At 59.0% G+C, this 15,078-nt stretch carries 10 protein-coding genes; 3 read left to right on the top strand and 7 right to left on the bottom strand.

Going from position 1 to position 15,078, the window contains the following annotated elements:
- Nucleotides 1-67 precede the first annotated feature (67 nt).
- The 4 genes from PQR62_RS18855 to PQR62_RS18840 all read right to left on the bottom strand — a co-directional run bounded on the left by PQR62_RS18855 (nt 68) and on the right by PQR62_RS18840 (nt 5,260).
- Complete coding sequence (locus tag PQR62_RS18855; RefSeq protein ID WP_408159546.1) at nt 68-1,501, bottom strand: NAD-dependent succinate-semialdehyde dehydrogenase; 1,434 nt, start codon at nt 1,499-1,501, stop codon at nt 68-70.
- Nucleotides 1,502-1,521: 20 nt separating this feature from the next.
- On the bottom strand, nt 1,522-2,754 hold the full coding sequence (locus PQR62_RS18850; RefSeq protein WP_408159545.1) for a CaiB/BaiF CoA transferase family protein: 1,233 nt from the start codon (nt 2,752-2,754) through the stop codon (nt 1,522-1,524).
- Entirely contained in the window at nt 2,751-3,872 is a 1,122-nt protein-coding gene (locus PQR62_RS18845) for a CoA transferase (protein ID WP_408159544.1), read from the bottom strand. The genes PQR62_RS18850 and PQR62_RS18845 overlap by 4 nt, the downstream gene beginning before the upstream one ends.
- A gap of 332 nt (nt 3,873-4,204) precedes the next feature.
- Nucleotides 4,205-5,260, bottom strand: coding sequence for a porin (locus tag PQR62_RS18840; RefSeq protein WP_408159543.1), 1,056 nt, complete (start codon nt 5,258-5,260; stop codon nt 4,205-4,207).
- Between the two features lie 399 nt (nt 5,261-5,659).
- Between PQR62_RS18840 and lhgD the strand changes: the two genes are divergently transcribed.
- Nucleotides 5,660-6,856: an L-2-hydroxyglutarate dehydrogenase gene (gene lhgD / locus PQR62_RS18835; protein WP_408159542.1), complete on the top strand. Its 1,197-nt coding sequence runs from the start codon at nt 5,660-5,662 to the stop codon at nt 6,854-6,856.
- Between the two features lie 10 nt (nt 6,857-6,866).
- On the opposite strand, the gene PQR62_RS18830 is transcribed toward lhgD, so the two are convergent.
- Both PQR62_RS18830 and PQR62_RS18825 read right to left on the bottom strand, forming a co-directional pair.
- Nucleotides 6,867-8,066 (bottom strand): D-2-hydroxyacid dehydrogenase family protein, encoded by a 1,200-nt coding sequence (locus PQR62_RS18830; RefSeq protein ID WP_408159704.1) that lies wholly within the window; start codon nt 8,064-8,066, stop codon nt 6,867-6,869.
- A 60-nt stretch (nt 8,067-8,126) separates the two neighbouring features.
- A complete protein-coding gene (locus PQR62_RS18825) occupies nt 8,127-9,011 on the bottom strand; it encodes a LysR substrate-binding domain-containing protein (protein WP_408159541.1) in 885 nt (294 codons plus the stop codon).
- A gap of 173 nt (nt 9,012-9,184) precedes the next feature.
- On the opposite strand from PQR62_RS18825, the gene ydiJ reads away from it, so the two are divergent.
- Nucleotides 9,185-12,265, top strand: coding sequence for a D-2-hydroxyglutarate dehydrogenase YdiJ (gene ydiJ / locus PQR62_RS18820; RefSeq protein ID WP_408159540.1), 3,081 nt, complete (start codon nt 9,185-9,187; stop codon nt 12,263-12,265).
- Nucleotides 12,266-13,162: 897 nt separating this feature from the next.
- On the opposite strand, the gene PQR62_RS18815 is transcribed toward ydiJ, so the two are convergent.
- Nucleotides 13,163-14,044, bottom strand: a complete 882-nt coding sequence (locus PQR62_RS18815; protein WP_408159539.1) for a LysR family transcriptional regulator — start codon at nt 14,042-14,044, stop codon at nt 13,163-13,165.
- Nucleotides 14,045-14,189: 145 nt separating this feature from the next.
- On the opposite strand from PQR62_RS18815, the gene PQR62_RS18810 reads away from it, so the two are divergent.
- A complete protein-coding gene (locus tag PQR62_RS18810; protein ID WP_408159703.1) occupies nt 14,190-15,056 on the top strand; it encodes an NAD(P)-dependent oxidoreductase in 867 nt (288 codons plus the stop codon).
- Nucleotides 15,057-15,078: the final 22 nt, after the last annotated feature.

The following is a 15,078-nucleotide window of genomic DNA, read 5'->3' as shown; positions in this document are numbered from 1 at the left end:
TAACGAGGGAAGGCCATGCACCTCAGCCATGGCCTTCTTGCGGGTGGATGCCGCGTGATCAAAGGAGTCAGACGTTCAGACGCGTGACGAATTTGGTCACCATGTAGCCTTCGATGGCTTCGGTGCCGCCCTCCGAGCCATGGCCGGAATCCTTGATGCCGCCGAACGGTGTTTCCGGCAAGGCAAGACCGTGGTGATTGATCGATACCATCCCGCTTTCGATCGAGGCGGCCATCAGGTCCGCGGTCTCCGGCGAACGGGTATAGACATAGGCGGCCAGGCCGTAGGGCAGGCGGTTGGCCTCACTGATCGCATCGTCCTTCCCGCTGAAACGCGATACCAGCGCCATCGGGCCGAACGGTTCCTCATTCATCGCACGCGCCGAACTTGGCACCTCACCCAAGACGGTCGGTTCGAAGAAATTGCCGCGCGTACCGATGCGCTCGCCGCCGGCCTTGATGGAGGCGCCAAGTCGGGCGGCATCTTCAACCATGGCCTGCACGGCCCTAACGCGCCGCTCATTGGCCATTGCGCCCATGGTGCTGTTTTTGTCCAGACCGGGTCCTACTTTCACCTGGCGTGCGTGGGCGGTAAAGCGCGACAGAAAATCGTCATACACCTTGTCCTGGACCATGAAGCGGGTCGGCGACACGCAGACCTGCCCGGCATTGCGGAATTTCGCGCGCGCCAGCAGCATGCTGGCCTGTTCGATGTCTGCATCGTCGAACACGATGACCGGTGCATGGCCGCCCAGCTCCATCGTCGATGGCTTCATGTGCAGCGCCGCCAACGCTGCCAGTTGCTTGCCGACCACGGTGGAGCCGGTGAACGAAATCTTGCGGATCACCGGGTGAGGAATCAGATATTCCGAAATTTCAGCCGGCGAGCCGAAGACCAGATTGATGACGCCGGCCGGCACACCCGCATCGTGGAAGGCGCGGTACAGTTCTGCGCTGCCGCCGGGTGTTTCTTCCGGGCCTTTCAGCACGATCGAGCATCCGGCTGCCAGCGCTGCGGAGACCTTGCGCACCGCCTGACCCATTGGGTAATTCCAAGGCGTAAAGGCGGCGACCGGCCCTATCGGTTCTTTTTCGACGACCTGCCGTACCCCGGCCACCCGCGCCGGAATCAGGCGTCCGTAAGTGCGGCGCGATTCTTCGGCAAACCATTCGATGATGTCCGCAGCCGTCTGTATCTCAGTATGAGATTCGGCCAGCGGCTTGCCTTGTTCGGTCGTCAGGATCGGTGCGATATGTTCGCTGCGCTCGCGCAACAGCGCGGCCGCCTTGCGCATCACTTTGCTGCGTTCATACGCTGAAATCTTGCGCCACACCTTGAAGCCGGCGTCGGCAGCGGCCAGTGCAGCATCGAGATCATTCTTGTCGGCGTGAGCAACGGTGCCCACCTTTTCGTCAGTAGCAGGATCGAAGACATCGATGCTGCGGCCGGAGGATGCGGCTTGCCATTTGCCGTTGATGAAGAGTGAAACATTGGGGTACATGATGAATGTCCTTAAGCAGATTAGGTCAGTGCGGCGGGTGCGGCTGATGAGGAAGGAGCCGGGGGGGCGATTTCGATCACGCCCTGTGCCAGCAAGGCCGCGATTTCTTCTTGCGAGAAACCGCCGACCTGGCGCAGCACATCAACGGTATCGCCGCCGATGAACGGCGCATCGGTAGTAATTTCCATGGCCGCCTGTTCGAATTGATGCGGAAAGCCCTTGACCATATTGCCGGCCGGTAGTCGCTGCAATGCATGGCGCCAGAGCTTGCCTTCGCCTTGCAATACTTCTGCGCCATTGAGCACCTTGGCGGCCGCAATGCCGGCTTGCTGCAGGGCGGCGGCGGCGTCCACCGCCTTGCGTGCGGCGCTCCATTTCCGCAGCGAGGCATCCAGCTGCAGCGTCGAAGCGGACGCCGAAGCTGAAGCTGAAGCTGAGCCAGGCAGATCATTCAGCAGCGATGCCAGACGCGCCTGCTGATCGTCGTTCACTGTCACTGCCAGCCATTCGCCGTCAGCAGCGCGATAGCAATCCTGTAACAAGAAAGGGGTGTCGGCATTGCCCTGACGCGCGGGGCTGACTCCGGCACTGGCGGCAACGAACGCTTCGCCGGAGAGGAAACTGGTCAGTTCGCGTTGCGACATGTCCAGATGCGCGCCGCCCTTGCCGTTCTTGCGCGCCAGCCAGGCGGTAACGATCATCGAAGTGGCAAACAGGCCGACCACCTGATCCGGGTAATTCATGTCGACGCCCGTGATGACCGGATCGCCGCCCTGATAGCCGGTGATCCAGGAGAGACCGGCGACCGCTTCCAGCGTCGAACCATAAGACACATACATGGCGTCGGGGCCGGTTTCGCCCTGACTGGAGATCGATGCCAGAATGATGTCGGGATTGGCTTCTTTCAGGGCGGCGTAATCGATGCCGAGTTTTTGCATCACGCCACGCCGGAAATTTTCGACAACCACGTCGCTGTTGGCGACCAGACGCAGGAACGCGGCACGGCCGGCGGCTTGTTTGAGGTCGAGACTGAGTCCCTTTTTATTGCGATTGGTGGCGCGAAAGAAGGGCGGCAGATCGTCGGCAGCGTCAATCGGTTTGGGCGACAGCCAGCGACGAAAGGGATCGCGATAGCTGGCCGATTCGATCTTGATGACTTCCGCGCCGAAGTCAGCGAGGCAGGCCGCAGTTGCAGCACCGGCGGTAATGATGCCGAGATCGAGCACACGGCAACCCGTCAATGGTCGTGTCATCGGGTTTCCTCCTCGGTGGCGCATGGCATGGCACTGCCGTTCCATAAAATCGGCAGGCGCGGCATCAGCAGCGAGGTGCCGTCGGACGCCTTGACGCGTGAAAAGAAGTGGCGGCTGATATTTTGCGGATCGGTTTCGAGTTCCAGCGGCGTCCATACCGGACCCAGCGGAAGACGTTTCTGCAGAGCCATGTCCTTGAGTTCCTTGCGCGTCAGTCTGAGAAAACGCTGTTCCACTATTTCAGTGATGTGGCGCGCCTCTTTGCGTCGTTCCGTGCGATCGTCGAAACGTGGATCGGACAGCCGGGCATCGTCAACAAAATCGCGCAGCACCGGCCAGTCCGCCTCCAGATAAACCAGTGCGATCCAGCCGTCCGCGCAGCGTATGACCTGCCACTCGGCATCGCGGCCCAGGCGAGATTTCCCAGAACCCGACCACGCGGCCATGGCCACGCTCTTCCAGTTGAGCCAGACCGCCACATCAGCCATGCTCACGCGCACCACTTCGCCTGAAGAAATGCCGCCTTGCACGCCCGCCAGGGCCGCAATGCTCGCGGCGTAAGCCGACAGGCCGCAAGAATAGGCGAGCTGGCGACCGCCCATTTTCAGCGGCTCGCGATCGGTATCGCCGACCAGGTCCAGCAAACCGCTGCTGGCCATCAGCGTGAACTCGCTGCTGGCATCGGCGCGTCCTGAGGCATCAGTTCCGGCAGGTGTCATCGAAAACACGGTACGCACCCGCTGCGCGGCATAGTCGCCCAGCGCACCGAAGGCCGCGTCGTCGCACAGCAGGATATCGGGCAGTACGGTATTGAATGAACGCAGTAGGGCGGCAGGATCGGCGCCATCGGCGGAAATCGGCTGCTGAATTGAGTGTTGAAGCGGCTGTTGAATCGGCTTCTTCTTGTTCAGATCGAGGAATGCAGACAAGGCCGATTCCTCTCCGAAAAATGGCCCGACCTTGCGAATCGGATCGTCGGCCGGCGCGCCGATCCTGTGTACATCCGCGCCAAGATCGGCCGCCATGCGGCCAGTGAAGGAGATCGCCAGCCTGAGGGGCAGGGGACAATTCTGCGACGCGCATTCGATGATGCGTGTGCCGCTTAAAGGGCCTTTCATGACCAGACTTCCTTTATTTTGAGACAAACAAAAGCAAGCGCTTGGCTTGCCACTTTTCAATCTTCGTGGCTGGATCGGAGAGGGTCAAACCACGATTTCTCACGCTCTGTTGAGTTCTCTGCAAGGCAGCTTGCAAAGCGCTTGCGCGAGCGGGGAAGAAGACGCTGAAAGCCTGCAGCCGCAAAACCACCGCTCGGTAGAGAGGCAACCGCGAACGGCAGAGGGAGTGAAAAATAGAAGCTTCATGGCGCCATTGCTGATCGCATGAGATTTGCATCGATTGACGTCGCCGGTCGTTTTCGCCCGGCGACGCATTCAGGTGCCGGCTTCGCTCAGAATATGTGGCGAACGCCCAGCATGAGCGCGTTCGTACCCGCGCCACCCGCCGCAGAGGGGGCAATCGTATAAGCCGCCTTGTTGGTGTTGCTTACACGGGCATACACGGTGTACAAACTGGTGCGTTTTGACAGCGCGTGCAGATAGCCGACGCCGTACATGCGAGCGTTGTTCGACGTGCTGCTGCGGTCTTTGCGAAAGACCACATCGGCCAGCACATGATCAGTGCCGAATACCGGAACCGATGCGCCCAAGGCGTAATCCCGCGTGTCTTCGGTGGTTGCGGCGCCTTCGGTGGTCTTGTTGATGGCATAGCCGAGATGCATGCGGACGACCTTGAAATCGTAGGAGCCCCCGAACAGAGTCTTGTTGTTTTTTCCCTTGACGTTGGTTGCCGACAAGGTATTCAGATTCTGATGCGCGACGCCAACATAAAGCGGCCCGTTTTCATAGGACAGCACGCCGCCGAGATAGCGTTTCGCAGAGAAATCGCCGGCGACTTCTCCCAGTCCCGTCATGACGCCGACCTTGACGCCATTCATGCTGGGCGTAACGTATTTGACGCCGTTTTCAGCGCGCACCGTGTAGCCCTTTACCAGCAGATTATCCATTTGCGCGGGCGAATTTGTCACGAAAGGATCGACGCGCGCCAGATGCTTGTCCATGAACGAGTAGAGGCGTCCCATGGTCAGCTCGCCGCCTTTTCCCGTCAATCCGACATACGATTGACGACCGAACAGGACGCCGCCTTGCGCGGATGCACCGGTGTCCATGTAGACACCCGCTTCCATGCCGAAAATCGCTGCCAGACCACCACCCAGATCTTCGATCCCGCGGAAGCCGATGCGCGATCCGCTCATGCCGCCGCTGGTCATGCGATAGACGGTGCCGCCGGGGCCGCCGCCTTCACGCGTGATACCCATATCCGCCACGCCGTAGATGGTCACGCTGCTGCTGCCACCGCCCACAGACTTTACTGCGTCCTCGTCGTCCGCCATTGCATAGGCGGATGTCGCACCGATCAGTGCGAACGCAATCACTTTCCTTTTCATGCTGTCTCCGTGAATAAATTTTTTTAGGGTTGATCCGGAACTGAGCCGTTGATCAGGCGGCGCTTTTACCGGAAGGCTTTTTCGACTCCAGGCGGCACGATGTGCGAACCTGGCGCCGAAATGTCCCCCATCTTTTCTATTTTCGATGTCGGATGTGGCTAGCCTTTTTTTGCGGCCCCGCCATGTTGTATTTCTATTTTGGCGAGGCTGCGAGCGGATGTTGTAGTTAACTCGCATACCGGTCAAACGAGCATTTCTCACGGAGCATTGAGCCGGACGCAAGACAGTGAGGATCAACAGAAACTCAATTGCGCATGAGGAATACTCGATTGACCCGCCCGGGCGCAGGATCCTAAGATGTCCGACAGATGTTCGTTTCCCAACTCACACGAAAAAGAAATGATTTACGACTATTGCGTTATCGGAGGAGGCATCGTCGGACTTGCCAGCGCCATGCAGCTGCTCGACCTGCAACCCGGCGCCAGCCTGATCGTGCTGGAGAAGGAAGATAGCTTGGCCAGGCACCAGACCGGACACAACAGCGGCGTCATTCACGCCGGCATCTACTACACGCCCGGTAGCCTCAAAGCCGATTTTTGCCGGCGTGGCGCCAAAGCAACCAAGGACTTTTGCGACACGCACGGAATTCGTTACGAAACCTGCGGCAAGCTGTTGGTGGCGACCAACGAAGTTGAGCTGGAACGGATGGCGGCACTGAAAGAGCGTGCCGCGTTGAATCAGATCACGGTCGAGACGCTGAACGCGGCAGAGCTGAAACGGCGCGAACCGGAAATCGCCGGCCTCGGCGCCTTGTTCGTGGCTGAAACAGGCATCGTCGACTACCGCCAGGTATGCGAAGCCATGGCTGTGGTTCTGCGCAGCAAGGGCGCACAAATTGACACCGGGATACGCGTGACGTCAATCGCCGAATCCGACCAGCATGTCACGGTAAGCAACGGAAAAACAGTCTGGAAAAGCCGGCAGATGGTGGTCTGCGGCGGTCTGCAGTCGGATCGGCTGGCGCGCCTGGCCGGTATCGAGACTCAGCATCAGATCGTGCCGTTCCGTGGCGAGTATTACCGGCTCCCTGCGGCCAGAAACGGCATCGTCAGGCATCTCATTTATCCGATTCCCGAGCCCGATCTGCCTTTCCTCGGCGTCCACCTGACCCGCATGATAGACGGCAGTGTGACGGTCGGCCCGAATGCAGTGCTCGGCTTTTCTCGCGAAGGCTATGCGAAGTTTTCCTTCAGCATGGACGACGTATCGGAATACATGGGCTTTCCGGGATTCTGGAAAACCATGGCGCACAATCTCGGCCACGGTATCAAGGAAATGCGCAATTCGATCTTCAAGGCCGGCTATCTCGAGCAATGCCGCAAATACGCTCCCGGCCTGCAGAAATCGGATCTGCTGCCGTATGAGGCCGGCATCCGTGCGCAGGCGGTGATGAAAGACGGCACGCTGGTGCACGATTTCCTGTTTCTGGAAACACCGCGCATGCTGCATGTCTGCAATGCGCCGTCGCCGGCTGCGACTTCGGCCATTCCCATCGGCGAGATGATTGCCGGAAAGGTGATCGCCCGCGCCGGATGACTGAAAACGCCTAGCGCTTCACCACATGGCGCGTCACCTCGCGGATCGGCGAGCCGTGCAGCCAGGCCATGATATTGGCGACGGTGTCTTCAAAAAATTGACGATAACCCGCCGCCGTGACATAGCCGATGTGGGGCGTGGCAATGACATTCTTCATGTGCCGATACGGATGGCCGGGCGGCAACGGTTCGGTGCAAAACGCATCCAGCCCGGCGCCGGCGATGCGACGTTCTGTCAGCGCCTCAATGAGCGCCGCGTCGTCGACAATTTCACCGCGCGCGGTATTGATGAGAAATGCGCTTGATTTCATCAATGCGATTTCCGCCGCGCCGATCAGATTCACCGTGATCGGCCGCAATTGAATGCAGACGACGATGAAATCCGCGGTACTGAACAGCGCAGACTTGCTGACACTTTCCGCACCATGTTCGGCTGCCCGCTCTGGCGTCATGTTTGGCGACCAGACGACGATATTCATGTTGAATGCCTTGCCGATGCGCGCAATCTGGCTGCCGACGCGGCCGAGGCCGATGATGCCAAGCGTGCGCCCGTTGAGATCGGCGCCAATGTCCGTCTGCCAATGTCCCTGCCGCAAGGCATCCATTTGCCCGGGAATATTGCGGGCCAGCGCCAGGAGCAGCGTCCAGATCAGTTCAGGCGTGCCGTGTCCTTTGCTGTTGGTGCCGCTGACGACAATGCCGCGCCGGCGCGCATGCTCGAGATCCAGAGCGGCATTGCTGGAACCTGTGGTGCTGATGAATTTCAGCCGAGGTAGTGCATCGATGAGCTCTTTCGGCAGCGAGCTTCGTTCACGCATCAGACAGACAGCATCAAATGAGCGCAGCCGCTCTATCAGTTGTCCGGTATCGGCCAGGTGGTCGGAGAAGAAATGCACATCGGCTTCACGCAGCACCGGGCTCCAGTCGGCGAAGCGCGATGCAGCGAGCTGGTAGTCGTCAAGCACCGCGATGCGGATGAGACCGCGTGCTTCGCCTGTCTTGTCTCCGGCCGGAGCTGTCGCGATGTTACTTGCCATGGCGGTGGCGGCGTCGCCGGAGGATTTTTCGCGATGGCGCATATCGATATTGTCGGGACGATGGTTCGGTGGTGAAGCGATAGGCAGCAGTACGAACAATTCGATGTTGCAGACAAGCGTTCGCCTCACCACCGATGCACTGCTACGCTGCATACTAAAAATGCAGCCGAACATCGTCAAACGATCAATTCTCAAGCCTTGTTGATTTGTCGGCCAGGGATGGCCACAGGTGTTTCAGCAAGCCGCCAGAAGCCATGTACGAAATGCCTGTAGCGATGGCAGCGTCTGGTTTCTGTGAGGATGCACCAGGTAGTAGCTGCGCTGGCTGGAGATGGCTTCGCTCACGGCAAGCAGCTCTCCTCGCGCCAGTTCATCTTCCACCAGTGCCTTCGGCACCAGACCAATGCCGATGCCGGCCCTGACGGCCTGAATCAGATGGGAGGTCAGCTCAAAGCTGGGCCCCATGCGCATCTGACGGTGGTCCAGCTGATGATGCGAAAACCATTCGGCCCATGCTTGCGGATTGCTGGCAATGGTCAGCAAGGTCTGATTTTTCGCCCACGCAGGCGTTGGCTGATTTTTGTCATCAAAACCGGCAGGGCCGGTGACCGCAACCAGAAACTCATTGTAAAGACGGTGCGCCGTCAGTCCCGGCCACTCGCCTGAGCCGACGGTAATCGCGGCATCGAGCTCACCGGCATCGAAATCGATGTTGCCGATTCTCGAGTGGATATGCACCGTGATGCCGGGGTTGGCGACATAAAAATCATGGAGCCGCGGCAGCAACCACTTGGAACCAAAGGTCGGCAGCGTCGCCAGTCGCAGCGAGCCCATGCCGGACTGATGTGACATGGCCTGCAGGGTGGCGCTGCGTATCCGGCCCAGTGCGGCGCTCAGCTCCATGAAATAACGCCGCCCCACATCGGTCAGCCTGACCGAGCGGCCCTCACGCCGGAACAGACTCACACCCATCTGCTGCTCCAGCGTCTGGACCTGCCGGCTGATGGCGCTCTGGCTCAGTGAAAGTTCATCGGCTGCGCGCGTATAGCTTTCATGGCGGGCGGCGGCTTCAAACACCAGAAGCAAGGACATGGACGGCGTGAGGCGGCGATGATTCATGAGTTTTATGCATTATTGGTGGTGAAGATTTCCGTTTGTGGAAGATCCTTCCCGCGAAGATACTGAAAGTATGCCCTGAGCACAATTCCAATGAGGTATTTTTTGCATGCATCTTTTGCATGCATTTTTACCCGACTCATCAGGATCAGCCTTCAAACCCCATCGTCTTCACCATGTCAATTGCATCGATTTCGCAGCCCGCTCCGCCGCCGGCACAGCCTTACCGTGAATTTCTCATCGCCTTGAAGGCCGCAGGATTTGAGGGGGAAATTTCTGCCAGCCATGCCGAACGTACCGTGTTGTCCACGGATAACTCTATCTATCAACGTTTGCCTCAGGCGGCCGTCTATCCGGCGCATGCCGGCGATGTGCAAATTCTGGCGAACTTGCTGGCCGAACCTGCATACCGCGCCGTCACGCTTACACCGCGTGGCGGCGGCACGGGCACCAACGGCCAGTCGCTGAGTGACGGCGTGGTCGTCGATTTATCGCGGAACATGAACGGGATTCTGGAAATCAATGCCGCGCAACGCTGGGTGCGCGTGCAGGCGGGCGTCGTCAAGGATCAGCTCAATGCGGCCCTCAAGCCTTACGGTTTGTTCTTTGCGCCCGAGCTGTCGACGTCCAATCGCGCCACCATCGGCGGCATGATCAACACCGATGCCAGCGGGCAGGGCAGCTGTGTTTACGGAAAGACGCGTGACCACGTGCAGACGCTGGATTTTGTCCTGATGGGCGGAGAGCATCTGCACAGCCGGGCGCTCGACGCAGATGAGCTGGAACAGGCTTGCGCGCGCCCGGACCGCATCGGCAAGGTATTCAGCACGGCACGCCGCATCAGCGAAGAGCAGGCCGATCTGATTGAGTCGAAATTTCCCAGACTCAACCGCTGTCTCACCGGCTACGACCTCGCACATCTGTGGCAGCCGGATGGCCATTTCAATCTCAACAGCCTGCTGTGCGGCGCAGAAGGATCGCTGGGATTTGTGGTGGAGGCGCGGCTCAACGTGTTGCCCATTCCCAAATACTCGGTATTGGTAAACGTGCGTTACGCCGCGTTCATGGATGCCTTGCGGGATGCGCAGACGCTCATCACGCATCAACCCTTGTCGATCGAAACAGTGGATTCCAAGGTCCTGCTGCTGGCGATGAAAGATTTTGTCTGGGGCAGCGTCGCCGAGTATTTTCCTCAGGAGTCATCGCGCCAGACGCTGGGCATCAACCTGATTGAATTCAGCGGCGACGAGCGCGATGCCGTCGATACGAAAGTAGCGGCCTTCCTTGCCTATCTGAGAGACGACCAGACCGTCGACCGTCTGGGGCATACCTTGGCAGAGGGTGAGGCGGCGCTCAAACGCGTCTATGCCATGCGCAAGCGAGCGGTGGGATTGCTGGGCAATGTCGAAGGCGAGGCGCGTCCTCAGCCGTTTGTAGAAGATACCGCTGTCCCGCCTGAACAACTGGCCGGTTTCATCGCTGAATTCCGTGCCTTGCTGGACGGGTACAAGCTTGAGTACGGCATGTTCGGGCACGTCGACGCCGGAGTCTTGCACGTGCGCCCGGCGCTGGACATGAAAGATCCGGCGCAGGCTGCGCTGGTGCGCCCGATCAGCGATGCAGTGGCGGCACTGACCCAGCGCTATGGCGGCCTGCTCTGGGGAGAGCACGGCAAAGGCGTGCGTTCAGAGTATGCGCCGCAATTTTTTGGTGAGCTCTATCCCTTCCTGCAGCAAATCAAGCGCGCGTTCGATCCCTACAATCAATTCAATCCCGGAAAAATCGCCACCTCCCCGCTGAGCGAGCAATTGCTGCTGAAGATAGACAGCGTGCCGACGCGCGGCGAGCACGACCGCCAGATCGACGAACGCGTGTGGCAAAGCTATGGCGCCGCCATGCATTGCAACGGCAATGGCGCCTGCTACAACTTCGACCCGGACGATGCGATGTGCCCCTCGTGGAAGGCCACACGCGAGCGCGTGCATTCTCCCAAGGGACGGGCATCGCTGATGCGTGAATGGCTGCGCCTGCAATCACTGGCCGGTGTGAATGTACTGGAACTGGGACTGGGAAAAACTCGTACCGGAGCCGGACGTTGGGCTACCGCAGTCAGGCAACTCTGGAGCCGCTGGCACAACACGCGTGATGCTGCACGCGGCACGTCCGATTTTTCGCATGAGGTGTATGACGCAATGGCGGGATGTCTGGCCTGCAAATCCTGCGCCGGGCAATGCCCTGTCAAAGTCAGCGTGCCCGAATTTCGTGCGCGCTTCCTGCAGCTTTACCATCAGCGCTATTTGCGTCCGCTACGCGATTACATGATCGGCTCGCTGGAATTCACCATCCCATGGTTTGCGAGAACCGGCTTTATTTACAACGGAATCATGCGACAAAGCCGGGTCCGGCAGTTTCTGGAAAAAAGGATAGGGCTCGTTGATAGCCCCATGATCAGCCGCATTGATCTGGCCGCCGCGCTAAAGACCTGGCAAGTGAAACCTGCCACCCCCGAAGCTTTGTCCGCTTTGTCTGCAGCCCAACGCGCGCGCAGCGTGGTGCTGGTTCAGGATAGCTTCACGCGCTTTTTTGAAACCGAACAACTGGAGACGTTTATCGAACTGGCCTCCCGCCTCGGTTTTCAGGTCTGGCTGGCCCCCTTGCTGCCCAACGGCAAGCCTTTGCACGTGCAAGGATTTCTGCACGCCTTCCACAAGGCAGCCATTCGCAATGCGCATTCATTGCAGGCATTGGCCGCGCAGGATATTGCCCTGGTCGGGCTTGATCCCGCCATGACGCTTGTCTATCGTCAGGAATATCTCAAGATAGATGGCATAGGCCAAGTGCCCAAGGTTGCCTTGCCGCAGGAGTGGCTCCTTGCGCATCTTCCACAAAGTGCATCGCGCCCGGAACATGGCCGCAAGCATGCTGGCAACTATCGTCTGATGCCCCATTGCACAGAAAGAACCAACGCCCCGGATAGCAGCAGCCAATGGCTTGGCGTTTTTCAGCGCTTCGGTCTGCGCCTGAACATTGAAGCTGCCGGCTGTTGCGGCATGTCGGGCACCTACGGACATGAACTGCGCAATCTGGATACCTCACGGAAGATTTACGCGCAATCGTGGAAAGCTCGGGTGGAGCAAGATGCTGCGCAGGAGGGGGAAGTGCTGGCCACCGGCTATTCGTGCCGTAGTCAGGTCAAACGCCTTTCGGCAAGACAGCTTCGGCATCCCTTGCAGGTGCTATTAGAGAATCTGCGCTGAAAGCGAAAGGGACGAGGGCGATGAAGTGTGCGTATGCGCATAAACATTGAATCAATTCGAATATTCACGCAGCCATTCGTTCGCATACAACCTGCCACCGATTCGCATTGGCCACCGTCGCTCATTTATATTCAGACTTGCCAATAAGTCGCATTGATGCTTGCCAAGATGATCGCCTTATCTTAGATGGAGTAAATCGATTCTGAAAGATTGGCAGCGGTTAATGCTGATTTGAGCCGGGAAACTGACCCGTTTGGCCGCATAGTTTGCACCGAGAATTGGCCTTTGTTTAGAACGCAATTCTGCTTATGACCATAAGCAGGCGTTTGGAGTGATCGACGTGGCATTACTAGGCATTGTTCGACGGTGGCACTTTCGTGACCGGGCCCCATTGCTAGAGATCGCCAGACTCTCAGGTATCTCTCGCAATGACCAGGCGTTACCTCCGTGCCGAAACCATTTAGCCAGGCGATGCAGAAAGAGGCCCACGGAGTTCTCTGGACAAGTACATCTCAAACCCTCGGCCTGGTTGAAGACCGATGCGGCCAAGACACGCAAGCAACGTCGTACGTTAAAACAGCGCCATTGGAGCTGCGAACGTTAACTTATGAGGGAGCGTACGATCCAGTCGCCGCCTTCGCCAGGCACTGGAAGATGGATAAATTGCAGAGGGGCCAATTCTGCGAAAAAATCAATACATTGTCAGTAGAAGGTGCCCACTAGTGTTTGTTATTTTCATGCGGATAATTTGCAGTCGATCCTAGGCTCTTCAAATATGGCGGCTACTGGCCGGCAGGCGACTTCGGATCTTACGCATGTTCCCTGGGTTTTCCCAGCGCTCCTCGTCTGTATGAAACGAACATAGGACGAGGCAAAAAAACGTCCATTTTCAGAAGCTCATGTGAGTTCGGTAGACGCGTCAAACACCGAATTGGCGAGATGCTTAACTGCAAGGTCAACGAATGCGCGCAGACGATTCAGCCGCCTGAGGTCGCGATGGTAGCCCATCCAGATCTCGCGATGCGGCGGCTCCACGCCCAACTCCAGCCGGCGGATGCCAATAACCTGATCGCCCAGTGGGCGCGGCAGCACCGCAATGCCCATCCCCATCGCACACATCTGCGCCTTGATGTTCCGATTGTTCGATTGCAATGCGACCCCAGCGTTCGGGAACATCTCCCTCAGCCATGCGGTATCCGGAAAAGTCCCGCTGAAAGTATCGGGGGTGATCAGGCGGATCCCGCTGCCGTCGCCGACGACCGGGTCGGGGCTGGCGGTGGCCACATAGACGCCATAGCGCATCCTGAGCAACCGTCTTTGCACGGTGTCCTGTTCCTCGAAGGGAACGATGCGGAAGGCTACGTCGGCCTCGCGCTGCGCCAGGTTGAACAGGCGCGTTCCGGTGAGCACCTCGATCTCGACCAAGGGATAGCTGGCCGCATATTCAGCCAGCACCGGCGGCAATACATAGGCGCCGAACCAGTCGGCGGAGGTAACTCGCAAGGTGCCGTCCAGCGTTCGCTGCTTCCCGGCCAGCCGCCGTTCCATCGCCAGTGCTCCCTCCTCGATTTGTTCGGCCAGCGGAAGAACCCCCATGCCTTCTTCGGTCAGGACGAAGCCGTCGGCCGTCCGTTGGAAAAGCACTTGCCCCGTGGCTTCCTCCAAGGCGCGCAGCCGCCGCCCAATGGTCGGGTGGCTAAGATGCAGTGAGCGTGCGGCGGCGCCGAGCGTGCCTGTACGCGCTACGGCCAGAAAGATCCTGACATCGCTCCACTCCATATCACTCCCTTACAAAATTGAACGGATGGTGTTCATTATATTCAGTTGATGAACAATATCGAACTTTGCGACACTACGCTCCGTTGCATGTCATACGGCCGGCTTCAGTCGCCAACTAGCCGCTCCGTTTCAATGGAGCGAGCCTATCGAGGGAGTAAATCACATGGAAATCGGAATAATCGGCCTTGGTGCGATGGGCCGCGAAATCGCACGCAACCTGGTGGCGGCCGGACATACCGTCATCGCGTGGAACCGCTCAGGCGGAAATGTCGAGGGCGTGCATATGGTAGATACGCCTGCGCAGGCATTGCAGGCCGACATGGCATTGACCATGTTGTCCGAGGACTCGGCTATCCGTGGCGTGCTGATGGAGGGCGACATGCTGGCGCAGGCACGGCCGGGCCTGGTACATGTGGTGGCGTCCACCATCTCGGTCGCATTTGCGCAGGAACTGGCGGACCATCATCGCGCCAGAGGCGTTGCTCTCGTGGCGGCGCCGGTCTTGGGAAGGCCGGATGTGGCCGCCCGGGCGGAACTCAACATTCTCGTGGCCGGAGCCCCGGACGCGATCGGCAAGGTCAAGCCGGTGCTGGAGACGATTGGCAAGCGCATCTGGCACATGGGTGAGGACCCTCACATGGCCTATGCCGCCAAACTGGCCTGCAACATGATGATTACCTTCGCGATCGAAGCAATGGCCGAAGCGGTCGTGCTTACCGAAGCGCATGGCGTCCCTCGGGAACGCTTTCTTGAACTGATCCTCGGAACTCTCTTCGGCAGCCGGCCTTACCAGACCTACTCCAGCAACATTATCAAGAACGAGTACCAGCCAGGCTTCAAGGCCACTCTGGGCCTGAAGGATCTGCGCCTGGCGAAAGAGGCCGGCAGGAATACCAACGGCAACCTGCCAATGCTCGACATCGTTCATGCGCGCATGCAGGCCGCAGTGGATGCCGGCTACGGTGACCATGACTGGTCGGCGATGGCGAGAGCGACTCTGGGCGGACAATAGAAGACGCGGTCGCATTGGCTGT

The organism is Herbaspirillum lusitanum, from assembly GCF_046025995.1.
Classification (GTDB): Bacteria; Pseudomonadota; Gammaproteobacteria; order Burkholderiales; family Burkholderiaceae_D; genus Herbaspirillum; species Herbaspirillum lusitanum_A.
The sequence above is the reverse complement of the archived record's forward strand: the minus strand, read 5'-3'. Positions and strand labels throughout refer to the sequence as shown.